Source organism: Labedaea rhizosphaerae, from assembly GCF_004362825.1.
Lineage (GTDB): Bacteria > Actinomycetota > Actinomycetes > Mycobacteriales > Pseudonocardiaceae > Labedaea > Labedaea rhizosphaerae.
The window spans coordinates 484,589-509,184 of the sequence record NZ_SNXZ01000001.1; the positions used below are offsets into that span (position 1 = coordinate 484,589).

Annotated in this window: 20 protein-coding genes; 10 read left to right on the forward strand and 10 right to left on the reverse strand. The window is 71.1% G+C overall.

Annotation, left to right across the window (positions count from 1 at the left end):
• Positions 1 to 27: 27 nt before the first annotated feature.
• A complete protein-coding gene (locus tag EV186_RS02020; protein ID WP_133847365.1) occupies positions 28 to 798 on the forward strand; it encodes a hypothetical protein in 771 nt (256 codons plus the stop codon).
• Here the strand turns inward: EV186_RS02020 and pip are convergent.
• Positions 795 to 1,745 carry a prolyl aminopeptidase gene (pip, locus tag EV186_RS02025; RefSeq protein WP_208115452.1) on the reverse strand — a complete coding sequence of 317 codons (951 nt, stop codon included), beginning with the start codon at positions 1,743 to 1,745 and terminating at the stop codon, positions 795 to 797. The genes EV186_RS02020 and pip overlap by 4 nt on opposite strands.
• 117 nt (positions 1,746 to 1,862) lie before the next feature.
• Here pip and EV186_RS02030 point away from each other — a divergent pair, with 117 nt between their 5' ends.
• Complete coding sequence (locus EV186_RS02030) at positions 1,863 to 3,653, forward strand: AMP-dependent synthetase/ligase (protein WP_133847366.1); 1,791 nt, start codon at positions 1,863 to 1,865, stop codon at positions 3,651 to 3,653.
• A 112-nt stretch (positions 3,654 to 3,765) separates the two neighbouring features.
• Positions 3,766 to 5,469, forward strand: coding sequence for a substrate-binding and VWA domain-containing protein (locus EV186_RS02035; protein WP_133847367.1), 1,704 nt, complete (start codon positions 3,766 to 3,768; stop codon positions 5,467 to 5,469).
• A 194-nt stretch (positions 5,470 to 5,663) separates the two neighbouring features.
• Here EV186_RS02035 and EV186_RS02040 read toward each other — a convergent pair whose 3' ends face one another.
• Positions 5,664 to 6,374 (reverse strand): class I SAM-dependent methyltransferase, encoded by a 711-nt coding sequence (locus tag EV186_RS02040; protein ID WP_243753777.1) that lies wholly within the window; start codon positions 6,372 to 6,374, stop codon positions 5,664 to 5,666.
• A gap of 59 nt (positions 6,375 to 6,433) precedes the next feature.
• Here EV186_RS02040 and EV186_RS02045 point away from each other — a divergent pair, with 59 nt between their 5' ends.
• Entirely contained in the window at positions 6,434 to 10,480 is a 4,047-nt protein-coding gene (locus EV186_RS02045; RefSeq protein WP_133847368.1) for an alpha-(1->3)-arabinofuranosyltransferase, read from the forward strand.
• 174 nt (positions 10,481 to 10,654) lie between these two features.
• Here EV186_RS02045 and EV186_RS02050 read toward each other — a convergent pair whose 3' ends face one another.
• Complete coding sequence (locus tag EV186_RS02050) at positions 10,655 to 11,890, reverse strand: lipopolysaccharide biosynthesis protein (RefSeq protein WP_133847369.1); 1,236 nt, start codon at positions 11,888 to 11,890, stop codon at positions 10,655 to 10,657.
• A 114-nt stretch (positions 11,891 to 12,004) separates the two neighbouring features.
• Here EV186_RS02050 and EV186_RS02055 point away from each other — a divergent pair, with 114 nt between their 5' ends.
• From EV186_RS02055 to EV186_RS02065, 3 genes are read left to right on the forward strand one after another with little or no spacing between them, the layout of a single operon-like run.
• On the forward strand, positions 12,005 to 13,711 hold the full coding sequence (locus EV186_RS02055; RefSeq protein WP_243753778.1) for an MmpA family trehalose lipid delivery protein: 1,707 nt from the start codon (positions 12,005 to 12,007) through the stop codon (positions 13,709 to 13,711).
• A gap of 2 nt (positions 13,712 to 13,713) precedes the next feature.
• Entirely contained in the window at positions 13,714 to 13,869 is a 156-nt protein-coding gene (locus EV186_RS02060; protein ID WP_166658991.1) for a DUF2613 family protein, read from the forward strand.
• A 3-nt stretch (positions 13,870 to 13,872) separates the two neighbouring features.
• Positions 13,873 to 14,901 carry a hypothetical protein gene (locus EV186_RS02065; RefSeq protein WP_133847371.1) on the forward strand — a complete coding sequence of 343 codons (1,029 nt, stop codon included), beginning with the start codon at positions 13,873 to 13,875 and terminating at the stop codon, positions 14,899 to 14,901.
• Here the strand turns inward: EV186_RS02065 and EV186_RS02070 are convergent.
• The gene (locus EV186_RS02070; RefSeq protein WP_243753779.1) at positions 14,873 to 16,015 is read right to left on the reverse strand and encodes a glycosyltransferase family 4 protein; all 1,143 of its coding nucleotides are present in this window, start codon (positions 16,013 to 16,015) and stop codon (positions 14,873 to 14,875) included. The genes EV186_RS02065 and EV186_RS02070 overlap by 29 nt on opposite strands.
• 131 nt (positions 16,016 to 16,146) lie before the next feature.
• On the opposite strand from EV186_RS02070, the gene EV186_RS02075 reads away from it, so the two are divergent.
• Complete coding sequence (locus tag EV186_RS02075) at positions 16,147 to 16,842, forward strand: class I SAM-dependent methyltransferase (protein ID WP_133847372.1); 696 nt, start codon at positions 16,147 to 16,149, stop codon at positions 16,840 to 16,842.
• Here EV186_RS02075 and pgfA read toward each other — a convergent pair.
• The gene (gene pgfA / locus EV186_RS02080; protein ID WP_133847373.1) at positions 16,839 to 17,873 is read right to left on the reverse strand and encodes a cell envelope lipid trafficking protein PgfA; all 1,035 of its coding nucleotides are present in this window, start codon (positions 17,871 to 17,873) and stop codon (positions 16,839 to 16,841) included. The two genes, EV186_RS02075 and pgfA, sit on opposite strands and share 4 nt — an antisense overlap.
• Positions 17,874 to 18,126: 253 nt before the next feature.
• On the opposite strand from pgfA, the gene EV186_RS02085 reads away from it, so the two are divergent.
• On the forward strand, positions 18,127 to 18,855 hold the full coding sequence (locus EV186_RS02085) for a hypothetical protein (protein WP_133847374.1): 729 nt from the start codon (positions 18,127 to 18,129) through the stop codon (positions 18,853 to 18,855).
• Positions 18,856 to 18,988: 133 nt separating this feature from the next.
• On the opposite strand, the gene EV186_RS02090 is transcribed toward EV186_RS02085, so the two are convergent.
• The 3 genes from EV186_RS02090 to EV186_RS02100 form a co-directional block, all read right to left on the reverse strand.
• Positions 18,989 to 20,182, reverse strand: a complete 1,194-nt coding sequence (locus EV186_RS02090) for a PucR family transcriptional regulator (protein WP_133847375.1) — start codon at positions 20,180 to 20,182, stop codon at positions 18,989 to 18,991.
• 76 nt (positions 20,183 to 20,258) lie between these two features.
• Positions 20,259 to 20,756: a hypothetical protein gene (locus tag EV186_RS02095; protein ID WP_133847376.1), complete on the reverse strand. Its 498-nt coding sequence runs from the start codon at positions 20,754 to 20,756 to the stop codon at positions 20,259 to 20,261.
• Between the two features lie 24 nt (positions 20,757 to 20,780).
• A complete protein-coding gene (locus EV186_RS02100; protein WP_133847377.1) occupies positions 20,781 to 21,245 on the reverse strand; it encodes a carboxymuconolactone decarboxylase family protein in 465 nt (154 codons plus the stop codon).
• Between the two features lie 46 nt (positions 21,246 to 21,291).
• On the opposite strand from EV186_RS02100, the gene EV186_RS02105 reads away from it, so the two are divergent.
• Entirely contained in the window at positions 21,292 to 22,749 is a 1,458-nt protein-coding gene (locus EV186_RS02105; protein ID WP_133847378.1) for an aminotransferase-like domain-containing protein, read from the forward strand.
• Here EV186_RS02105 and EV186_RS02110 read toward each other — a convergent pair.
• Both EV186_RS02110 and mihF read right to left on the reverse strand, forming a co-directional pair.
• Complete coding sequence (locus EV186_RS02110) at positions 22,655 to 23,872, reverse strand: isochorismate synthase (RefSeq protein ID WP_243753780.1); 1,218 nt, start codon at positions 23,870 to 23,872, stop codon at positions 22,655 to 22,657. The genes EV186_RS02105 and EV186_RS02110 overlap by 95 nt on opposite strands.
• 143 nt (positions 23,873 to 24,015) lie before the next feature.
• Positions 24,016 to 24,327: an integration host factor, actinobacterial type gene (mihF, locus tag EV186_RS02115; RefSeq protein ID WP_166658992.1), complete on the reverse strand. Its 312-nt coding sequence runs from the start codon at positions 24,325 to 24,327 to the stop codon at positions 24,016 to 24,018.
• Positions 24,328 to 24,596 lie beyond the last annotated feature (269 nt).

Here is a 24,596-nt window from a genome sequence, read left to right on the forward strand (position 1 = left end):
CCCCGGCGAGCCGTGGTTCATGCAGCCATGACCGGGCAAGCCGATGTCGGCAACCTCTACGACCGCGCGCGGCACGAGGTGGCCCAGGCCCGCGGTGCCTGGAAGACCGTCACCAGGAGCGGCGGAACCCGCCGGACCGACCGCACGCGGTTGCTCGGCCTGGCAGATCGGGCGGTGCCGGCCCTCATGCGGATCGTGCTCGCGGAGCCGGCTGACCTGGGCGCGCGAGCGGCGATCGGTGAGGTCTTCGGCTACGTGCGGAACTGCAGCGGGTCGCCGGTGCTCGGCTACGCGCGGGCCGCGGTGTGGGCCTATGACGGCGACGCGCTGACCTCGTTGAGCGACGAGGCGATCAGGTCCGTCGTCGATCAGCCCGACGTCGAGTCGGCGTTGACCCAGTCGCCCCGGTCCGGCGCCGATCGGGTGCTCGACGCCGCGAACGCCTGGGTCGAGCTGGCGGATCGGCTGGCGACGACGCTCCCCGAGACCGGGCATGACCTTGCCGCCCCGCGGGTGATCGATGCCTGGCTCCTCGCGTGCACCAAGTTCCACCGGTCGATCACGACGTGGCCTTGGCTGTGCCGCCTCGACGCGTGCGCCCGTCAGGAAACGGCGAGCGAGGCGCGCACACTGCTCGACGGCGTCGCGAGGGTCTGCCGGCAGCTCACCGAGGCCCGGCAGCTCACCGAGGCCCGGCAGCTCACCGAGGCCCGGCAGCTCACCGAGGCGCGGTGCGGCTCATCCCCCCGGATCGAAGCGCTGGCAGCGCGGATCGCGCCCGTGCGGGCGAAGCTCTAACTCAGCTCGGCAAAGCGGTCGGTGGCGCGCAGGAGCGCCTCCCGCTTCGACACCGATCCCTTGTGCCCGGCGTCGTCCAACAGGTGCAGCTCGACTCCGGGCCAGGCATCGGCCAGTTCCACGGCCGTCTCCGTCGGGCAGCTCAGGTCCAGCCGTCCGTGGATCAGCACGCCCGGGATACCGGCCAGCACGCCGGCCGAGCGGATCAGCGCGCCCTCGTCGAGCCAGGCGTAGTTCGAGTAGTACCAGGCACAGATCCGCACGAACGCCAGGTCGTCCCGGGTCATCTCGGTACTGAAGAGACTGCCCTGGTTCGGCTCGAGCGACAGCACGGTGTTCTCCCACCGGCACCACTCGGCCGCGGCCGCGGTCCGGACCTCGAGCGACGGGTCGTCCATCAAGCGCACGTAACCGGGGAGCAACGGCGTATCGCCGGGGACATGCGCGCGAAACCGGGCCCACTCCCGCGGGAAGAACCGCCCGACGCCCTCGTACAGCCAGTCGATCTCGCGGCGCCGGGTGGTGGAGATGGCCTGCAGCACGATCGCGACCACCCGCTCCGGGCAGCGCTGCGCGTAGGCCAAGGCCAACGTCGTCCCCCACGACCCGCCGTACAACAGCCAGCGGGACACCCCGAGCGACTCCCGCAGCAACTCCATGTCCGCGAGCAGGTGCTCGGTCGTGTTGACGCTCAGGTCGGCCGCCGGATCGCTCGCGTGCGGGGTGGAGCGCCCGCATCCCCGCTGGTCGAAGCCAATGACCCGGTACTTGGCGGGATCGAGCGCCCGGCCCATCCCCAACGGGCAACCGCCACCAGGACCGCCGTGCACCATCACCGCGGGCAAGCCGCCCGGATTGCCCGACTCCCACCAGTGCACGAGGTTGCCGTCGCCGACGTCGAGCATCCCCTCGGCGCGGACCACCAGTTCGGGATACAGCTCGACCACGATTCCCCCATGTCGGCAGGCCGCCGCTTGGCCCATCACCGACCGGACGGCAAGATACGGCCCAGAGGTTACCGTGAGGTAGCACCCGGCCGAAGACGTGCACACCGGAGGAAGCGCATGCCCGAGTTCGCCGTCCCCGCGCTGGCTGACGTGCCCGAGACCGGCGGCATCGCCGATCTGATCTACACCAACGCCGCCGACGAGCCCCGTGCTGTCGTGTTCCGGCGCAAGGTGTCCGGCAGCTGGCAGGACGTCACCGCCGAGCAGTTCCTCGCCGAGGTGGTCGACGTCGCCAAGGGCCTCGTCGCCTCGGGCGTCGGCGCCGGCGACCGGGTCGCGATCCTCGCCGCCACCCGCTACGAGTGGACGCTGTTCGACTTCGCCATCTGGGCGGCCGGCGGGGTCAGCGTGCCGATCTACGTGACCTCCTCCGAAGAGCAGATCCAGTGGATCCTGTCCGACTCCAGCGCGGTCGCGGTCGTCGTCGAGACCGCCGAGCACCAGGCCAAGGTCGACGCCGTGCGCGGCGAAACACCGGACCTCAAGCACGTCTGGCAGATCGACGACGGCGCGGTCGACACGCTGGTCCAGGCGGGCAAGGAGACCGACGCCGCCGAGGTCGAGGCGCGGCGCAACGCGGTCAAGCCCGCCGACGTCGCGACGATCATCTACACCTCGGGCACCACCGGCCGGCCCAAGGGCTGCGTGCTCACCCACGCCAACTTCTTCGCCGAGGCCGGCAACGCCGTCGAACTGCTGCACCCGCTGTTCAAGGGCGCAGGCAACGAGGACGCCCGGACCCTGCTCTTCCTGCCGCTCGCGCACGTCTTCGGCCGCATGGTCGAGGTCGGCTGCGTGCGGGCGCGGGCCACGATGGGCCACGCGCCGGACGTGAAGAACCTGCTCGACGACCTCGCCGCGTTCCAGCCGACCTTCATCCTGTCCGTGCCCTACGTGCTGGAGAAGGTCTACAACGGCGCCCGGCAGAAGGCCCACTCCAGCGGCAAGGGCCGGATCTTCGACGCGGCCGCGGCCACCGCGATCGCGTTCAGCGAGACACCCCACCCGGGCCTCGGGCTCAAGCTCAAGCACGCCCTGTTCGACCGGCTCGTCTACGGCAAGCTGCGCGACGCGATCGGCGGGCACTGCCGCTACGCCATCTCCGGCGGCGCCGCGCTCGGCCACCGGCTGACCCACTTCTACCGGGGCATCGGCCTGACCGTCTTCGAGGGCTACGGCCTCACCGAGACCACGGCCGCGGCCACGGTGAACTCCCCCATCCACCTCAAGCCCGGCACGGTCGGCCAGCCGCTGCCCGGCACCAAGATCAAGATCAACGACGACGGCGAGATCATGGTCAAGGGCGGCCAGGTGTTCAGCGGCTACTGGAACAACGACGCCGCCACCGCCGAGACCATGACCGACGGCTGGTTCGCCACCGGCGACATCGGCGAACTCGACGGCGACGGCTTCCTCAAGATCACCGGCCGCAAGAAGGAGATCCTCGTCACCCGCGGCGGCAAGAACGTCGCCCCCGCGGTGATCGAGGACCGGATCTCCGCGCACCCGCTCGTCGGCCAGGCCATGGTGGTCGGCGACGGCCAGAAGTACGTCGCCGCCCTGATCACCATCGACGGCGAGTACTTCGACTACTGGAAGACCACGGCCGGCAAGGCCGCGTCGGCCACGGTCGCCGACCTGAAAGACGACCCCGACCTGCACGCGGAGATCCAGAAGGCGGTCGACGACGGCAACGCCGCGGTGTCGCAGGCCGAGGCCGTGCGCAAGTTCCGGATCCTCACCGTCGAGTTCACCCCGGAGAGCGGGCACCTCACGCCGTCGCTCAAGCTCAAGCGCAACATCATCATGAAGGACTACGCGAGCGACGTGCAGGCTCTGTACTCGTGACGTAACCGCTGGTCATCACGGGAAAACACGACCGCGGTAGGTACTGCTGGGCGACCCCCGCAGGTAGGGTCCGGGGCGATCGGGCAGGGCGGCAACTGGAGGAAGAGTCCGAATGGGGCGTCACTCGACCGGGCGGCTGCGCATCGGCTTGAACTCGCCGGTTGTGCTGCTGGCCATCCTGTTGGTCGTCGCGCTCGTCGGCTGGCTGACCTACGCCTTCCTGCGCAACCAGTTGTCCGCGGAGGGCTGCGACAACCCGGTCAAGCTGAGCATCGTGGCCGCGCCGGACATCGCGCCGGTCGTGTCGCAGACGGCCAAGGACGTCTCCGCGCAGGACGGCGACGGCTGCTACGACGTCAACGTCACCGCCCGCGACTCGGAGCAGACCGCGCAGTCCCTCGCCCTGTCGTCGGACGGCACGGCGCCGCCGGACGTGTGGGTCCCCGAGTCGACGATGTGGCTGCAGCGCGCTCGCGAGGCCGGGTCGTGGAGTGGCCCGGCGACCGGCACGTCGATCGCGAGCTCGCCCGTGGTGTTCGGGCTGACCGAGGACGCCGCCGCACGCCTGGGCTGGCCGGGCAAGACACCGACGTGGACCAGTGTGCTGGCCGCCGACCCGAAGAACCTGCAGGTCGGCATGGCCGACCCGGCGCACGACCCGTCCGGGTTGTCGGCGTTGTTCGCGGTGAAGCAGTACGCGAACAAGCAGGCCGACGCTGGCGCGGCCTACACCTCGACGTTGCGCAAGCTCTCCGCCAACTCGGTGGACACGATCACCACGGCGTACGACCGGCTGCCCGGCGGCAGCAACGCCGACCAGCCCCTGCTCGGCTTCCCGACCTCGGAGAACGCGCTGCTGCGCTACAACGTGAGGCAGCCGCGCAACCCGCTGGTCGGGGTCTACGCCGAGCCGCCGATCCCCTCGCTGGACTACCCGTACGTCGTGCTGCCGACCACCGCGCAGGACCACCGCGAGGTGGCCGAGCGGTTCCTGGCCCGACTGCTCGAGCCGATCACCGCGCGCGCGTTCGGCGAGGCGGGCTTCCGCACGCCCGACGGTCGCATGCTGCGTGACCGCTCCAACGACGACCGCGTCACCATGCGCACGATGGCGCCGACGCCGCTGCCCGCGACCGACGTGGTCGACTCGATGCTCACCGAGTGGTCAGGGGTGAACCTCAGCGCCCGCATCCTGGTGCTGCTCGACGTCTCCGGCTCGATGACCACGCCGGTCGGCGACACGGGCAAGTCCCGGATGGACGTCACGGTCGACGCGGCGAAGCTCGGCATCGGCCTGTTCAAGCCGACCACCAAGGTCGGTTTGTGGCTCTTCTCGACCAACCTCGACGGCCCGAAGGACTACAAGGAGCTGCTCCCGGTCGAGACCGTGCAGCAACTGCGCGACTCCGGTGGTCTGTCCAAGCTCGACGCCGTCAAGAAGGCGCCGCGCGGTGCGACCGGGCTCTACGACACCGTGCTGGCCGGCTACCAGAACGCCCGTGCGAACTGGGAACCCGGCAAGATCAACGTGGTCGTCGTGATGACCGACGGCAAGAACGAGGACGCCCACGGCATCAGCCGCCAGGACCTGCTCGGCCAGCTCGCCAAGTTGCAGGACCCGCGACGGCCGATCCCGGTGATCGGCATCGGCATCGGCCCGGACATCGACGTGGACGAGCTGCAGACGATCTCGAAGGCGACCGGCGGCCAGGCGTTCACCACCCCGGACCCGACCAAGATCACGAATGTCTTCTACGCGGCCCTGTCGAAGCTGCTGTGCCAGCCACCCCAGTGCAAGCCCCAGGGCGGCAGCTGACCGTCCCGCCGCTGAGGTTTTCCACAGGCACCCGGTTGTCCACAGATCCCGCCGACACCCGTTGCAGCCCCACCCAAGCCGATAGACTGGCCTCAGGGGTGCCCCCGGGACGGGTGGGGGCTTGCCACGCGCGCGCGAAGCTGAAGAGTTCAGCGAATCCCGCGGGTCGGTGACCGATCGGGCCAGAAATCAGGTCAGTACGGGTCGTAAGGTTCGTCGTGGCCGAGGACGCGCGCGACGGGCCGAAGGCGCAGCCGCAGCAACACCTTGATGACCACGTTGCGGGCGAACCACGGCAGCTCGCGCAGCACCCGCAACCGGTCCTTTGTGGTCGGGCGCCGCAAGGCGAAGCGCGCCAGCGAGCCCGCGCGGTCCACGTACGTGTACCGCGATCCGAACAGGATCTTCGCGATGGTCCCCAGCGTGACGCCGATCGACGAATAGCAGTCGTGGACCAGGATTTCGGCGTCGGCGGGCAGGTGCCGCGACCACAGCAGGTCGTCGGTGTAGGTCCAGTAGTCGTGCTTGCCGTCGACGTAGAGCAGGTCGATCGGCCGGTCCCACGTCGGGCGCAGTTTGGTGCTGTAGCCGACGACCAGCTCGACGACATCGTCCAGCCCCGCGGCCGCGATGTTCGCCTCGAAGCGTTGCCGCGTCGGCGATCCGCCGAAGAGCTTGCCGTCGACGAACGCGTCGACCGCGATCACCCGAGCGCCACGAGCGCGCGCGGCGAGACCCAGGATGATCGTGGAGCGGCCCTGGTGGCTGCCGATCTCCACCACGAGCGCGCCCGGCCCGAGCCGGCCCACGGCATCCCACAGCGCCCGGCCCTGCGCCTGGGTCAGCCAACCCGGCACCGGCTCGGCGCGCCGCCATGCCGCGTCGAAGTCCGCTTCCTCACGCACGTGCGAGACCATCACCAATCCAATCCCCGACTGCTGGGTCTGACACTAGGATCCCTTCGATGGCGGCCATAGTGGAACAGCGCGAGCAATCGCGCTTTAGGGCTGCCGACAAGCTGATCCACTCGCGGTTGTTCCGCAGGCCAAGCACGTGGCTGGTGCTGGCGCTCGTCGTGGTTTCGCTGCTGCAGCGCCCCGGCCGGGTCACCTTCGACACCAAACTGGACCTCTCGGTCGACCCCGCCGCGTTCCTCGCCCGCGCACTGCACTTGTGGAACCCGCAGGCCACCAGCGGCGAGCTGCAGAACCAGGCTTACGGCTACCTGTTCCCGATGGGCCCGTACTTCGCGGTCACGCACGCGGTCGGCCTGCCGACGTGGATTTCCCAGCGCCTGTGGTCGGCGTTGCTGCTGTGCCTGGCGTTCGGCGGCGCGCTCCTGCTCGCCCGCGCCATGCGCATCGGCACCGAGCGCTCGCGGCTGATCGCGGCCATGGCGTACGCGCTCGCGCCGCGGATGCTCACCGAGATCGGCCCGCTGTCGGCGGAGATGCTGCCGGCCGCGTTGCTGCCGTGGGTGATGCTGCCGCTGGTCCGCGCCAAGGAGATCGGGTCGCCGCGCAAGGCCGCGCTCTGGTCGGCCGTGGCCGTGTTCCTCATGGGCGGGGTCAACGGCGCGATGGTGCTGATGTCCCTCGTGCTGCCGGGGTTGTGGCTGCTCACCCGGCGCTGGACACGCGATCACGTCAAGCTGGTGCTGTGGTGGTGCGGCGGCCTGCTGCTGGCCACGCTCTGGTGGATCCTGCCGCTGCTGCTGCTCGGCGAGTACTCGCTGCCCTTCCTCGACTACATCGAATCGGCGACCAACACGACCGCGCCCATGTCGCTGTTCGAGGTGCTGCGCGGCACGAACCAGTGGGTGGCCTACGTCTTCTCCGGCACGCCGTGGTGGCCGTCGGGCTGGCTGCTGATCGACAACTGGGTGCTGATGCTGGCGACCGGCCTGGTCGCCGCGGTCGGCCTCGCCGGGTTGGCCCGGCCGGGGCTGCGGCACCGCAAGTTCCTCGTGCTCGGCGTCGTGGTCGGGCTGACCCTGCTCACCATCGGCTACGTCGGCACGCTGGACAGCCCGTTCGCCGGCACGGTCCGGCACCTGCTCGACGGCCCGCTCGCGCCGCTGCGCAACGTCCACAAGTTCGAGCCGGTGCTGCGGCTGCCGCTGATGCTCGCGTTCGCGCACGGCATCTCGGTCGCCGGCACCCGGGATGCCATGGTGCGCAAGGGGAAACTGGCTCTGGGCGTCGTGCTGGTGGTCGCCATGGCGGCACCGGCGTGGCTGGGGACGCTGCGCCCGGGCGCGGGCTGGGACGACGTGCCCGGCTACTGGCGTTCGGCGATGACGTGGTTGTCCGACACCGACGCCAACGCGCGTGCGTTGCTGCTGCCCTCCACCGGCTTCGGCGAGTACACGTGGGGCCGCACGGTCGACGAGCCCGCGCAGGCGCTCGCCCGTTCGCCGTGGGCCGTGCGCAACCAGGTGCCGCTCGGCTCGGAGGGCAACACCCGGCTGATGGACGTGGTCGACGACGCGCTCGCCGACGGTCGCGGCGCACCCGGCCTGGCCGACCTGCTCGCTCGGTCGGGGTTCCGGTTCCTGGTGCTGCGCAACGACATCGACCGGGCCAGCACGCACGCCCCGCCGATCGCCGTGCTGAGAGCGGGTCTCGCCGCGTCTCCCGGCATCCGGCCCGCGGCGAGCTTCGGCCCGGCACTGGAAGGCATCCCGTCGCTGGAGATCTACGAGGTGCAGCGCCCGGTGCCGCTGGCCACCACCGTGTCCACACGCGACATCCCGACGGTCAACGGCGGCCCGGAGTCGTTGCTGCCGTTGCTGGATTCCGGCTTGTTGCGGGCCGACCAGCCGACCGTGCTCGCGGGGGACGGCGGCTCGCCCGGCGGACCGGTGCTGGGCACGGACGGCTTACGCCGCAAGGAACGCAACGTCGGCGACGTGCGGGACAACCTGAGCCAGACGTTCACCGCGACCGAACGGCCCCGCCAGCAACGCCCGACGCTGGACGTGCTGCCCTTCGCCGGTGAACAACACCAGACGGTGGCGGCCTACCGCGGGATCCGCGACGTGACGGCGTCCACGTCGGTCAGCTTCGCCGACTCGCTCTCCGGCTCCGACCCGTCGCACCTGCCGTTCGCGGCCATCGACGGCGACGAGGCCACGTCGTGGGTCTCGTCCAGCTTCACCGGCCCGGCCGGGCAGTGGCTGCAGGTCGAACTGGACACGCCCCGCGTGCTCGAGGACGTGAACCTGTCGCTCGTGGACGACCTGCGGGTGGGCTGGCGGCCGACCAAGATCCGCATCACCACCAACATCGGCTCGGTCGACCACGACGTGACGCCCGGGGCCGGGCCGCACCGCTACGCCACCGCGCCGGGCCTGACCAGCTCGGTCCGGGTCACCGTGCTCGCCGTGGACGGCGACCGGCAGGACGGCAACGTCGGCATCGCCGAGCTGTCCATTCCGGACACCACACCGCAGCGGGCGATGGCGACCCCGAACGACCTCCCCCGCGGGGCACCGGCGTCCTTCGCCTTCTCCCGCGGCACGACCCCGCGCTACGCGTGCGTGACGACGCCGCAAGGGCCGCGCTGCGACGCCGATCTGGCCCGCCAGGGCGAGGAACCCGAAGGCGTGCACCGGCTCTTCACCGTCGGCGCGGACGCGACCTACCAGGTGCAGGGCACGGTGCTGCCCACGCAGGGCGGCATCAACCCGGTCGGCCAGCGCGGGCTGATCGCCACCGTGTCGACGCAACTGGGCGCCGATCCGACCGCCGGCGGCGTGAGCGCCATCGACGGCGACCCGAACACCGGCTGGATCGCCGACGTCACCGACCCGCAACCATGGCTGCGCATGCTGTGGAACGGCAAGCGCACCATCGACGGCCTGCGGATGATCACGACGTCCGCCGAAGCGGCGCCGACCAAGGTCGAGGTGATCACCGAGAAGTACGACCAGGTGCTGCCGGTCGCGCCGGACGGGAGCGTCACGTTCCCGCCGACCAGCACCGACCACCTGCAGATCACCATCCTCGCGTACGCGGGGCAAAACCCGTCGCAGCTCGGGAAACCGCCCGGCATCGCGGAACTGACCGTGTCGGGCCTGTCGGACGTGCTGACGCCGTTGCCACCGCAGACCCCGTTCACGCTGCCGTGCGGCGCCGGCCCGACGGTGACCGTGGACGGTTTCGACTACAAGACGTCGGTGCACGGCACGATGGCCGACGTGCTGGCGCACCGGCCCCTGCCGCTGCTCGCGTGCCCGGACCTGGCGCAGGGCATCGAACTGAAGCCGGGCGAGCACGAGGTGAGCACCGCGCACACGGCGACGTTCGTGGTGCAGGACCTGTCATTGAGCCAGGGCACCTCCGCACCCCCCGTGCATCGCGCGACGACGGTCCAGACCTGGGAGACCAACCACCGCGTGGTGCGGGTGGCCCCGGGCGACGCGGCGGTGCTGTCGGTCCCCGAGAACGCCAACGACGGCTGGGTGGCCACTGTGGACGGTCACCCGCTGGCCCGCACCCGCGTCGACGGCTGGCAGCAGGCGTGGCTGGTGCCGGCCGGGGCGGGCGGCGTGGTGACCCTGGACTTCACCCCGGACACGTCGTACCGGACGCGCCTGCTGATCGGCTTCCTGGCCGCGCTGGTCCTGCTGATCGCCGTCGCCATTCCCGCTCGCCGCCGCACGCTTCACCTGCCGGAAGGCGGCCGCCGCTGGATCCCGATCGTGCTGGTGGTGCTGACCGGCGCGCTGGGCGGCATGCTCTCGCTGGTCCTGGTGATCGGCTGCCTGCTGGTCCGCCAGGTCAAGCGCCGCTGGCCGCCGTGGATCGCGCTGGGCGGTGTCGTCGCGGCGACGGTGATCGCGGTCGCCGGAAGGTTGCTCGACCTGGGCCAGGACTGGGCCTACGGCGCTCCCGCGCAAGCGGCCCTGCAGCTCGCGGTGGCCGCCGTGGTGGCGACGTGCATCGACTGGTTCATCGAGGCCGAACACCGAGCACCCCGGACCCGCCACAGCCACATCCGCGACTGAGGTTTTCCACAGGCACCCGGTTGTCCACAGATCCCGCCGAACCCCGTTCCCACCCCGCAAACCCGATAGACTGGCTGAGGGGGAGCCCCCATGGGCAGGGTGGGGCTTTCCCAACTCCAGGTAACGCGATTTCTGTTGCGCGGCAAGGGTTTCAGCGAATTCTTGATCGGATCGCTACCGGCGCAGGTGCAGTGGCGCGTACGACTTCCGGTCACACCACTCCACGACACCCCCGCCGACGGCAAGTCCCGTCACGGTCAACAACGCCCCGGTGACCACCTGCGTCGTCGACCCGTGCAGCCACCCGATCACCAGCACGACCTCGGCCACCACGGCGAGCCACACCAACGCCGACGACCGCCGGTCCGCGCTCGCGATCCGCGCGTACAACAAGATCTGCACCAGCGACAGCATCGACCCCGCGAGCGCGAACGGCCACACCGGCATCGTGCTGCCCGCGTAGTCCGCGCCGCCGACCAGCCCGATCACGTGCCCGCCGAACACCGCCGCGCCGAGCACGAACACGCCGTCGATCGCGGCGCACACGGCCAGCGCCACCGGCACCGCCCGGCGCCGCCCGTCCGCGTGCACCAGCCGCGGCAACACCAGCACCCCGACGGCTTGCGGCAGCCAGTACGCGATCTTCGTGATCACCGCACCGACCGCGTACTCCCCCGCGTCGCGCGCCGGGAGCGTGTGCCGCGCCAGCACCAGGTCCAGGTTCACCAGCAACACCAACGCGAGCATCGCCTGCGTCGCGTGCACGACGTCGCCTGCGGCCGTCCGCACGAACCGCGAAGGCCGCGGCCGCCCGCACACCACCCACCCGATGAGCGCCACCACCAGCGAACCCAGGGCCGCCCCGGCCAGCGCCACCGCCGACGCACGCCCGGCCAGCAAACCGGTCATCGTGCCGCCGACCTTGCCCAGCCCCTCCAACGCGACGAGCCCGGCCAGCAACCCGAACCGCCGCGTCCCCTGCAACAAGCCGTGGAAGAGCCCCAGCAAGGTCAACGGCCCCAACGACAACGCCAGCCAGACGACCGGCCACGGCCCGCTGAGGTGCAGCAACGGCACCAGCAGCGGAACGGCGAGCAGTCCGGCCGCCGTGACGCAGGCGCTCGTGGCCAGGCCCAACCCGACCAACGAGCGCCGGTCGGCACCGCCCGCGGCCACCCGCAGCGCGACGGCCGTCTGCAAGCCCATCGCGGGCACGATGCCGATCACCAGCAACGCCAGCAGGGAGCTCAACTCGCCGAACAGCGCGGGCACCAGCAACCGCGCGGCCACCACGTTGAGCACGTAGCTCGCCGCGTTGTTCCCGGCGAGCGCGACCGAGACCAGCACCGCTTCCAGGCGGGCGCGCCGCGCGTCGGCCGCCGGGAGCGGCGGCGCTTGCGTGGCGGCCATGGGACACCTCGAGTTACCGGCGAGTAATTTTGCGACGATAGCCCGGCCGGGGCGCCGGTGGGAACGGCGGATCGTCGGTTACCTTGGCCCGACCGTCGGCGGAGGGACTCGGGCGTGCGGCCAGGGATGTGGCGGTTGCGGCGTGCGGCACTGCCGCTGACCGCTGCCGCGCTCGCGCTGCTGGTCACCGCGCCGCTGCTCGGCCGTGGCTTCACGCTCAGCTACGACATGGTGTTCGCGCCGCGCCAGTACCTCGGGCCGGACGCGCTGGGCACGGGGTCGGCCCTGCCCCGCTCGGTGCCCGCCGACGCCGTGGTCGCGCTGCTCACCACCGTGGTCCCGGGCGACATCCTGCAGCAGCTTTTTTTGACCGGGTCAATCTTTGCCGCGGCGCTCGGCGCCGGCCGGCTCGTCCCGACGAACTCCGTGCTGACCAGGCTCGTCGCCGCGACGGGGTACGCGTGGAGCGCCTACGTGGCCGAGCGCCTGTTCATCGGGCACTGGCCATTGCTGGTCGCTTACGCGTGCCTGCCGTGGATCACCATGGCCGCCCGCCATCTGCGCGACGGCAAGCCGAAAGCCGGCGCACGGCTGATCCTCACGTGCGCACCGGCCGCGCTCACCCCGCCTGGCGGCTTGCTGGCCGCCGGCGTCGCACTCGTCGTTGCCGGGCCGCGCAAGGCATGGCTCGCCGCGGCCGTGTCGCTCGTGCTGAACGCGCCGTGGTGGCTGCCGTCGATCCTGCACCCCGGCGGGGCCCTCACCGAGACCGCCGGCGTGGGCGCGTTCAGCGCGCGTGCGGAGAACTGGGGCGGCGCGGTCCTCAGCGTGCTGGGCACCGGCGGCATCTGGAACGCCGACGTGGCACCGGAAAGCCGCGCGGGCGCGCTGGTGCCGGTGCTGACCGTCGCCGTGGTCGCGTTGGCGCTGCACGGATTGCGGGCACAGCGGTGGGCCCGCGGGCTGACGTTGCTCGGCGCGTTCGGCGTGGTGGTGGCGTCCTTCGCGACGCTGCCCGGCGGCGCCGCGACGCTCGAGTGGGCCATGCGCACGGTTCCCGGCGCGGGCATGTTGCGGGACGCGCAGAAGTGGGTGGCCTGGTGGGCGCTGCCGATGGCGATCGGGTTCGCCCTCGCCGTCGAGCTGATCGGCAAACGGTTGCGCAGTAGCAGTGCGCGCCGTTCTCTGCTGGTGGCCGGGGTGCTGGTGCCGGTGCTGGCCATGCCCGACCTCGCCCTCGCCGGCTGGGGGAAGCTGGCCGCGGTGCGTTACCCGCCGGACTGGCTCGCGGTGCGCGACCACCTCGACGCCGACCCGCGACCCGGCGACGTGCTCGTGCTGCCGTTCCAGACGTTCCGCCAGTTCGGCTGGAACGACGACCGCACGCAGCTCGACCCCGCGCCCCGGGTGCTGCCGCGCACGGTCGTCGCCGACGACTCGCTCCCGGTCAACGGCGTCGTCGTGCCCGGTGAGGACCAGCGCGCGGCCGCGGCCCGGCGGCTGGTCGAGCACGGCGGTGACCTGCAGGCCGGCCTGCGGGCGCTGGGCATCGGCTGGGTCCTCGTCGAGCACGGCACGCCCGGCCCGCCGCTGCCCGCCACGAACTCGTTCCGGCCCGAGTTCGACGGCCAGTGGCTGACTTTGTACCGGGTACAAGATCCGATCGCGCCGAACCCGATCAAGGGCGCGCCGACGGTTCCGGTAGTGATCGCGGACATCTTCGCGCTGCTCCTGTTGGCCTACGGGCTGTTGTGGCGGCTACTACCGCCCGGTAGATTCACGGGCGCACGTCGGCAGAGCGTGATCGAGATGAGGGATTGACCGTGACCAAGCTGATCGGGGCGGTGGCGGCCGTGGTCGTCGGCCTCGCCTTGGCCACCGGCGTGAGCTTCGCCGTGACCAGCACCGCGAACCCGGACAAGAACGTCGACGTGCAGCACGCGAAGCCGCTGGACAACGTCACCTACGGCAGCCGCTGAGCGGTGCGCGCGGGCGACCACGCGCGGGATGTCGTGGGGCTCTACGGCGATCCGACGGTCGCGTGGAGCATCCTGATCCGCGCCCGGCCCACGGACCCGATCGCGCAATCGGACATTTCCCAGCGCCTTGCCGCGTGCGTGCGACGTCATCCCTGGCTCGGCATTCCCCCGGTCGTCGAACCCTTTGACCAGGGCATCGCCGAACGGTTCGCGTGCACGCCCTATGCCGACGGTGAGTCCTTGGTCCGGGTCGCGGCCGGCGACGAACTCGTGATCGCCGCACACCACGGCGCCGTGGACGGGCTGGGACTGCTCGCGTTGCTCGGCGCCGCGCTCGACGTCCCGGTGACCAGCAACGCCTCCGGCGTCGGCAGGCGGCGCGGCGCGGAGTCGTTCGCGCGGTCCGCATTGCGCCGGCTGGGCGAGGCCGTGTTCGCCCCGCCGACCCGGATCGAACCGTCGGCCCGCCACGAGTCCGACGCGGAAGTCCTGCTGCACAAGGAGATCCCGCGCGTACCGGCGGGGACGGCCGCGTTGACCGTCGCCGCGTTGCGCGCCACCGAGTCCTGGAACCGCGAGCACGGCGTACCCGCGAACCGGGTGGTCGCCGCCGTCGGCGCGTCCCGCCGCCCGGGCTACGAGCTGCGCCCGGAACACGACAGCGCCTTCTTCCGGCTGCCGCTGCCCGCCGACGCCGACCGGGCGGAGGTGCACACGTTGCTGCGCGGCCGGGCGCCGGAGCCGGACTTCCCGGCCAAGCGCAATCCCGTGGTGGGCCTGGGCATCCGGGCGCTCGCGCCCCGTCTCGGCTCGACGTTCCTGATGTCCAACCTCGGCGTGGTGAGCGCACCGGTCCGGTCGCTCGCGTTCTACCCGACGGCGAGCGGACGCTCCGGCGTGGCCTTCGGCGCGGTGACCACCGGCGACACGACGACGGTGACCGTGCGGGCCCGCGGCCGTGACTTCGACGCCGTCAGCGCCATGAACCTGCTGGAGTTGCTGGTCAGCGAGCTGCCGGACGCATCGCGGTGAACCGCTCCGGCCGTTCGATCCCGGCGGTCTCGCGCACGAGCCGTTCGAACGAGTCGACGCTGCGCTCCCAGTCGAACGTCTCGGCCCGGTCGCGGCCCGCGTCGCCCATCGCGTCGCGCAGGTCCGCGCTGTTCAGCAACGTCTCCGTGTGCGCGACGAGCTGGTCGAAGTCGTCGGCCAGCAACCCGGTCCGGTGGTCCACGATGGACTCCGCGACCCCGCCCGCCGCCCGGTAAGCCACCGACGGCACGCCGTGCGCGGCGGCCTCGAGGACCACGATCCCCCAGCCTTCCTTGACCGACGGGCACAGGTGCAGCCACGAGCGGGCCAGGATCTCGTGCTTGTCCTGCTCGTCCACCCAGCCGTGCAGCGTGACCCGGTCCTCGACGCCGCGCATCCGCGCGTGGGCCCGCAACGGGTCCAGCCACGGACCGCTGCCGACCAGTTCCAGGCGCAACTTCGGCCAGCGCGGGGCGAGCGTGGCGACCAGGTCGATCGCGTGCTCGAGGCGCTTGTGCGGCACCAGCCGGCTCACCGCGACCAGCGTCGGATCGGGGTCGCGGTCGGCGTTGGTGCGCGGCGTCGGATCGAGCCCGTTCGGCACCACCGTGCTGCGCTCGCGCGGGATGCCGAGGCCGGACAGTTCGTTCCTGGTCACCTCGGAAACCGTGACGTAGCGGCACTTGCGGTAGAGCCGCGGCGCCAACCACGACTCGATCCACCAGCCCACCTGACCGAACCGCCTGCCGAACGCCCAGATCCACTGTTCCTTGTGGACGTGGTGCACCAGCACCACGACCGGGCACCGCGCGACCAGCCGGGAGAAGAACGGCATGCCGTTCTGCACGTCGACGACCAGATCCGCCTCGACCCGCGCGATCGCGAGCAACGCGTGCAGGTAGACGGTGAACTTGTTGCCACGGCGGCGAAACCGCACGCCGTCGTGCCATTCGCCGCGCCCCGCCATGGCGTGTGCGGCGCACTGGACGGTCACCAGGTAGCCCCGGCGCGCCAAACCCTCGGCCATCCGCTCGACGTAGCGCTCGGAACCGCCGCCTTCGGGGTGCCGCGTGTCGCGCCAGTTGACCAGCAGCACGTGCGGCCTGCGCGACATTTTCGCTCCGCTCGTCGGCGATGCTAGGTTGGCGTCGGTAATCTTGCTGCCAATCTAACCGACGGAAGGCGACGACGATACCTACGAAGTTCGGTATTCGGACCGATCGGTCGGCGACCCTTTCGCGATCGATCGCGCTGTTCCGCGCATTCTTGGTCGAACAGAGCGATCCCGATCATTTCTACGCACTGCTCGCCGACGATTCGGTGCGCCAGGTGGGCGAGTTCGCCGACCTCGACGGCCGCCGCTTCCTCGACGTCGGCGGCGGGCCCGGCTACTTCCACGACGCCTTCAGCAAGGCCGGCGCGCACTACCTCGGGCTCGACCCGGACGTGGGCGAACTGTCCGCGCGTGGCGCCCCGCAACCCGGCATGATCCGCGCCAGTGGCACCGAACTGCCTGTTCAGAGCGGGTGTGTGGACATCTGCTACTCGTCGAACGTGCTGGAGCACGTCGGCACGCCGCACCTCATGCTCGACGAGATGGTCCGGGTGACCAGGCCCGGCGGCACCGTGTTCGTGTCGTTCACGCCCTGGTTCTCGCCGTGGGGCGGGCACGAGACGGCGCCGTGGCACTACCTCGGCGGCGGATATGCCCGGCGCCGATATCTACAGCGCACCGGGCACGAGCCCAAGAACAAATTCGGCGAGAGTTTGTTCGCGCTCACCGTCGGCGACGCATTGCGGTGGGCCCGGCAAACAAATGCCGCCGATTTGGTGCGTGCCTTCCCGCGTTATCACCCGTGGTGGGCGCACTGGATCGTGCGTGTTCCCGCCTTGCGGGAAATAGCGTCGTGGAATCTCGTGATGGTGCTGCGCAAGCGTTAGGACGTGCCGGCCAGCGCCTTGGGCCGGCGCGGGTCGGCCGAGCGTTTGCCCCGCGGCCTGCGGCCCGGCAGCACCAGCAGCAGCACGCCACCGATCGCGAGCACCACCCCGCCGATGATCAGCACGGTCGGCCCGGTCGTGGCGACCAGCGCCAGCTGCGAGATGGCGTCGTTCGCGCGGTCCACGTTGGCTTTGACGGTCGGCCCGTTGAAGGCGAGGGTGCCGTTGAACACCACGGTCGGCGGCAGGGTCGAGTTCGGCACCCGCAGTTCCTGGTGCTGGTCCTCCTGGCCCCTGATGATGATGCCGCTGTCCGGCTCGACCCAGAGCGTGCGCACGTTGCGGTAGTAGCGGTCGGCCTCCACCGACGGTTCGGACGAGCCGACCAGGCTGCCCGGCACCGCTTCGGCGTCCGGGAGCTTGGTGTCCGGGATCGTCTGCACGAACTTGTAGACGTCGATGCCGTCGATCTGGTCCTCGGCGACGAACTTCGCCTCGGTCGCCTTGCGCAGCGTGGTGTCGTAGAACTGGTAACTCTGCTGTTCCACGCCGAACGGGAACTTGAAGTTCTGCCCGACCTGGGACGTGAGCTGCACGATGTCGCGGCCGTGGGAGTCCTGCTTGTTGGTGATGTACTGCTGCCCGCGCGAGCAGTTCTGCACGCCCTGGCTGGTGGTGCGGTCGAGGCAGACCTGGCGGATGGACGCGTCGACGATGTGGCCCATGTCGTCGACGACCTGGGCCTTCTCCCGCCAGACGGCGATGTTGCCGTCCGGCTTCGCGTCCGGGGTGAGCAGGTTCCCCTCGACGAGCATGGTCGACGTGAGCGGCACGTTGTGGTGGACGCGGACGTCCTTGCCTTCGTCGAGGACGATCAGCACATCGCTCGCGATGCCGGTCGAGACCGACGTGGTCTTCTCGTCGAGCGGGATCTTGGCCAGGCGTGGGTACGCGTACAACCGCAACAACAGCCCGAGCGCGATGGCGAACACGCCGAGGCCGATGAGCACGAAGCCGAGGGCACGACGCACCCGGTCCTCCTGACCGTCTTGACGGGATTACCGGGCAGTAACCCGGTAGCAGATCATGCGCACCCACGTGACATCCCGTCAACATGTAACCGTCGGTCACAGCCGCTCCACCACGGCCGACCGGCGGTGAGCGTGCGACCGTTCGGCCCATCGAGGCAAGAATGTCTGTTCCTGCCCACAAAGGACCGTGAGCGACCATCGCCGAAACCCATGGGTTCCGGCAGGTTTTCACGGAGGTGGTGCGGCGGTGCTGGTGTCCGAGCGATCCGTCGCCGTCACCGCCCGGGAACTGACCGACGGCACGATCACCGCGCGCGAACTCGTCGCCGCGGGGGCATGGCAGGACCGGGACGACGTGCGCGCCGCGGCCCGTGCCGCCGACGAACGCCGGGCAGCCGGTTCGCCATTGCCGTTGCTCGGCTTACCCGTGGCGCTCGACGCGAGCGTGCGCGACGCGTCGTCCGCGCGTGCGGCGGGTGCGGTCGTCCTGGGCACGGTCCGCGACGCGATAAAGGCGTTGGACATGGGTGCGTACGCGGTCCTCGGCCGCCCCGATGGCACCACCCCGAGCTGGCGCCCGGCCGGTGCCCGGATCGCGGTCCTGACCCGCCACGTCGCCGACTTACCCCTGCTGGGACCGCTTTTAGGCGTGACGACCCCGCCCGCCGACCACCTTGATGACCTCCACCACCTCCACCACCTCCGCATCGGCGCGCAGGGCGACGACCCGGAAGTCGCCGAAGCCGCCACCCGCCTCTCCCTCGCGGGTCTGCGCGTTGTCGACGTCGACCGCCGCCTCACCAGCCGCTTGGCCCGCCTGCGCGGCGCCGACCCACTCGCCGGCGCCGACGTTCTGATCACCGCGGCCGCCTGGCCCGTCCCCCTTTCCCACGCCGCCGTCACCGCCGCCGGTCGCACCTTCGCCGCGCCCCGCCCCACGGAACACGTCGCCCTCCACCTCGCGCGGGAATTAGCCCGCTGAACCCCGCGTGCCGGAGGCGGGTGGATGCAAGGAATGCCCGGTCGGGGTGAATCTTTGGTGACCGCGCTGGATGCATTCATGAGTCATGAATGCATCCGGGGTGAGACGGGTCCAGGGGTGAGCAGGTGCGGGGTTACTGGAGGGCGGGGTCCAAGCGGACGGCTTCGAGGGCGGTGTAGAGCTCGGCCACCGCGCGGGGGTGCGTCAGGTCGCGGCCGGTGAGCTCCTGGATGCGGCGCAGGCGGTACCGCACGGTGTTGGGGTGCACGAACAAGCGCTCGGCGGCGTCCTTGGCCGAACCGCCACCGTCGTACCAGGCCCGCAGCGTCGACAGGAGGACCTCCTGCTCCGCGGGCGGGCACGCCAGGATCTCGGCCAGCAGGTCACGCGCCAGTTCCCGGGCCAGCGTCGGCGCTCCGGCCACCAACGTCGTCACCGGCTCGGCGCCGTAGACGGCCACGCCGGTGGATCCCGCGGAGAGGCAACGCCGCGCGATCCGCGCCCGTTGCACCGCGGTCGGCACCTCCGCCAGCTCACCGACCGGCGTCGACATCCCGACCGCCAACCCGCCGCCGGCCAACAGCCCGCGCACAGCTGATAGCTCGGCCCCGCGCTCCAACGCGACGATCCCGGTTTCCGCGTCCAGTCCCGGGCGCCACGCGCTGCGCCACCGCTGGCCGGCCAGCAACGCCGACGCGTCGTGGCGCGCGTCGCCGACGCGGTCGGCCACGACCACCACGAACGTCCCACTGGTCGGCAGGCCCAGCACCCGGGCCGCCTCGTCCAGTTCGACGCTGTCCACGGTGCGGCCGTCGAGCACGCCGTCGAGGACGTGCAGCCGGGCCTGTTCGTCGTGGCGCGCGGTCTCCGTCTCGACCTCGCGGTACACCACCGCGAGCGCCTCGGAGTAGCTGTCGATGATCTTCCAGACGCCCGTGGAGAACCGCAGCATCAGCTCCGGCGAGATCGGGCACGGCAGCGGCGTGCGCTCCAGCGCGGCCTCGTAGATGAACGTGCCCGAGATCCGGAACGCACGCAGCATCGCGGCCAGCGGGATGCCGAGTCTTGCCTGCGCACGGGCGGTCTTGCGGACGGCGTCCAACGGCACTTCACGACCCTCGGCGAACGCGATCAGCGCGCGTTCCAGGTTCGCCGCGCAAACCTTGCGAAACTCAACGGGAGCTGACTCGTTGATGCCCTTGTAAACACGTTCCTTCTCCGCGAGGAGGCCGGCAAGCTCATCGGCTAGCTCTGGGACCCTGCCTAGCTGCGCCACGACGAGGGCACGCAGCTCGGGCGGTGTCGTTGTGACCGATGGGACTGCCATTCGCCGACTTTAACTCGTCGGTAACGTCGCGCATATCCGCTGTTCGCCGGTCAGCCCGGGGCACGTCCGGAACCGGTCACCGCTTCCAGGTCCGGAACGCGAGCAAGGCGCCCACCAACGACACGACGGCGAGCGCGAACCCGACGTACAGCCCGAACCCGGGACCGGCTTCGGCACCCTGCGGCAGGTCGTCGGGCACGATCGTGACCCAGCGGATGATCACCAGCACCACCGCGACCAGCGCGAGCAGCAGCCACAAGCCGGACGTGAACGGAACCTTGAGGCCGAAGCGCGGCGCCAGCACGAGCGCGGCCGCGAGCGCCAGCAGGATCATCGGCAGCCAGGCGGAGGCCCCGGCGCCCCAGGCCGTACGGCCGGTCGGCAGGCCCAGCCGCTTGACCTCGTCGGCGAACGGCCCGGTCACCGAGTACCAGCGCAGCGCGGTGTCCACCAGCGCCAGCACGCCGGCCACGACACCGATCCAGTGGATGGGCGACATGGTCGTCGTCGCATGCCGCTCGGTGCCGGGCTCGGGCGTGGGGATGGGCCTGGTCGGCGGGGCCGGTTCCTCCATCCGCTCAGTATGCGGCAGTCACCCTCACGAGGTGGGTTGCATCCGCCCGCTGACCCCCAAACGGTTGAAGGTGTTGATGATCGTGGCCGCCCAGACGACCTGGACGAGTTGCTCCTCGGTGAACACCTCGGCCGCCGCCTGGTAGACGTCGTCCGGCACGAAGCCGTCGGTCAGCACGGTGATCGCCTCGGTCAGCGCCAGCGCGGCCCGCTCCTGCTCGGTGTAGAGCGAGGTCTCCGCCCAGGCGGGCAGCAGCGCGAGCCGCTGCTCGGTCTCGCCGTGCGCGCGGGCCTCCTTGGTGTGCGCGCCGATGCAGTACGCGCACTTGTTGATCTGCGACGCCCGGACCTTGATCAGGTCCAGCAGCGAGCGCTCGAGGCCGGCCGCGAGCGCCGCCCGCTCGGCCTTCGCGTTCAGGTTGACCAGTGCGCTGCGCAGTTCCGGGCTGCTGACGCTCGCCTTCACCCGGCCCATTTCGATCGTCGTCATACTCGCGACTGTAGGAACCACTGGATCAGGAATATGGTCCAGAACCATGCCGGAAAGTTGGTCCAGCGTCGATCTCCACCTCGACGACGTGGCGGGTGGCCGGGGACGCGCGCTCGCCGAGTCCATCCGTACCGCGATCCGGTCCGGACGCCTGCGTGCGGGCGAGCCGATGCCGTCGAGCCGGGCGCTGGCCGCGGACGTCGGCGTCGCGCGCGGCACGGTCACCGCGGTGTACGACCAGCTCGCGATCGAGGGCTACCTGCAGGTGACCCCGCGGGGTGTCACGCGGGTGGGCGGACCGTTCCTCGCCCGCCAGCCGGACGTCAGTAGCACAAAGCAACTGACCGAGCCGCCGCTGATCGACCTGCGCCCCGGACGACCGGACCTCACCCTGTTCCCCAGGTCGGCGTGGGTCGCGGCCACCCGCTCGGTGCTGCGGGCCGCGCCCGCGAGCGCGCTCGACTACGGCCACCCCGCCGGGCCCCCGACGCTGCGCAACGCCCTGGCCGCCTACCTCGGCCGCACCCGCGGCGTGGTGACCGACCCGGACCGGCTGGTGATCTGCAACGGCTACGGTCAGGCGCTGTTCCTGCTCGCCACCCTGATCCGGGAGCAAGGCGGCACGGCGCTCGGGCTGGAGAACCCGTCGCTGCCGCAGTTCGCCCGGACCATCCGGCGGGCCGGTCTGACCCCGTGTCCGATTGCGGCGGACGCGGACGGGCCGGTCATCGACGGGCTCGACGCCGCCGGGCTGGCCGTCACGCCAGGTCAGCAGGCCATCCTCGGCACCGCGACGCACCCGAAGCGGCGGGCCGCGCTCGCCGCGCTGGCCGGTGATCTCCTGGTCATCGAGGACGACTACAACGGCGAGTTCCGCTACGACCGCCATCCGGCCGGCGCGCTGCAGGCGCTGAACCCGGACCACATCGTCTACGTCGGCACGGCCAGCAAGTCGCTCGCGCCGGGGCTGCGCCTGGCCTGGCTCGCCCTGCCGCCGTCGCTGGTCGAGCCGGTGACCGCCATCAAGGCCGACGTCGACCGCCACACCGCCACGGTGGACTGCCTGGTGCTGGCCGAGCTGATCGAGAAGGGCGGCTACGACCGCCAGATCCGCCGCGCCCGGACGCATTACCGGCGTCGGCGCGACCGGCTGCTGGCCGCGCTGGCCGGCACCGACGCACAGCCCTGGCCGAACAGCGTGGCCGCCGGCATGCACGTGATGCTGCGCGTGCCGCCCGGCCGCGACGAGGACGAAGTCCTGGCCACCGCGACCCGCAACGGCCTGCGGCTGCTGGGTCTGCACAGCTACGCCTGGGCTGAGGCCGACCTGGATCCGGGGATCGCGGTCGGCTACGCCGCCCCGCCCGAGCACGCCTTCGCGACGGCGCTCGACGCCCTCGTCCGGACCTTCACGACTCCAGGACGAGGCCCATCGCGCCGAGCAGGGTCCGGAACTTCGCCGTCGACTCGTCCAGCTCCATCTCCGGGTCGGAGTCGGGCATGATCCCGCAGCCCGCGTAGAGCTGCAGCCACCGACCGGCCAGCTCCGCGCACCGGATGGCCACGGCGAACTGGCCGTCGCCGTTGACGTCGCACCAGCCGACGGCACCGCCGTAGAAGCCGCGATTGAACGGCTCGAGTTCGGTGATGGTCTCGTACGCCGCCTGCCGCGGCGCCCCGCAGAGCGCGGGGGTCGGGTACAGCGCCGTGGCCAGGTGCAGCGCGGTCACGTCCGGGTCGACCAACTCGGCGGAGATGCGGGTGCCGAGGTGCCAGACGCTGGGCGTGGGGATGATCGACGGCTCGTCGGGCACCGACAGTTTCCGCACGAACGGGCGCAGCGTCTCGACCACGTCCTCGATCACGACCCGGTGCTCACCCTGGTCCTTGGCCGAGGCCGCGAGCCGGGCCGCGGACTCCTGGTCCGCGGCTGGGTCGGCCATCCGCGGCATCGAACCGGCGAGCGGGAAGGTCGTCATGGTCCGGCCGGTGCGGGAGAGCAGCAGCTCGGGGCTCGCACCGATCAGCGCGCGGCCGCACGGCAACGGCGTCGCGAACGTGTAGCCCCGCGGGCTCGGGCCGGCGAGGTTCAGCAGCAGCTGGCCGAGCTCGCGGTCGTCGATCTCCTCGTGGAAGGCCAGCTCGAGCGCGCGGGCCAGCACGACCTTGCGCAGCTTGCCGCCGGTCAGCTCGCGCACGGCGGTGGCGACGGTGTCGCGGTATCCGCCCTGCTCCGGGACCGGCTTCACGTCGAAGCCGGACAGCGCGAGCTTGCGGTCGAGGTCTTCGGCGGGCGCGGAGAGCGGACCGGCGATGCGCACCCGTTCCGGCACCACGAGGTGCGCGTCGGCGGTGCGGTCGAAGGGCAGCGCGCCGGCGGCGAGCGGGGCGTCCAGCTCGCGCAGCCGCTTCTGCACGGCGTCGGCGAGGTCGACACCGGACAACCCGGCGGGGTCGTTGGAGATCGTCGCGCGCACGCCCTGCGCGAGGATGGTGCGCTCGGGCGAGGCGAGCAGGAAGTCGCCTCTGCGGTAGGCAGCGGCCAGCTCGACCGGGTCTTCAGCCGGGGGTTCGTCGTCGATCCAAGCGGCGGTCGCGGGTTTCGCGGCCTGATCCGTCGTGGTCACCGGGCACCTCCTCGTTCGAGGTCCACTATGCCGGGCAACGGGCGGGTACCTGGGATGGCTCTCGCCACACCCTGAGAGTCCGGAAACATGCCACGGGCCCCGACCTGGGATTACTCCCTGTGGCCGGGGCCCGTGGCGGGGAATCAGCCGAGTGCGTCGAGCAGAGCGGCCTTCTGGCGGTCGCCGAGACCGGCGGCCCGGCGGTCCGGGTCGATGCCCGCCTGCTCCAGCAGCGCGGCCACCTTCACCGCACCGATGCCGGGCACGGCCTTGAGCAGCGCCGCCACCTTGGTCTTGCCGATCGTCTTGTCTTCCTTGGCCTTTCCGAGCACCGTCGCGATGCTTTGCTTGCCGTCCTTGATGTCGGCCAGCAGTGCCGAGCGCGCCTTGCGAGCCTCGGCTGCCTTGGCCAACGCCTCGGCGCGCTGCTCGGGGGTCAACGTGGGCAGAGCCAACGTCTTGTCCTTCCTCAATCGACGTCCGGTGGGCGCGCACGACTACTCAGGGTCACCGGAACGTTCTTCCGTCCGATCGCCCTGCGGGTCCGCGCTGCACCCGGCCATCAGTAAACGACATGGTCCGCGCACCATACGCCCGACACGCGCAAACTTCTCGACGACATCACCTGCTGATGTGACGTTGACGCTGCGTGATGCTCGACACCAAGATCGCGGGCAACCTCGCAAAACGGACAGAATTTGTGTGTTACCCGCGGTTGCGGTTA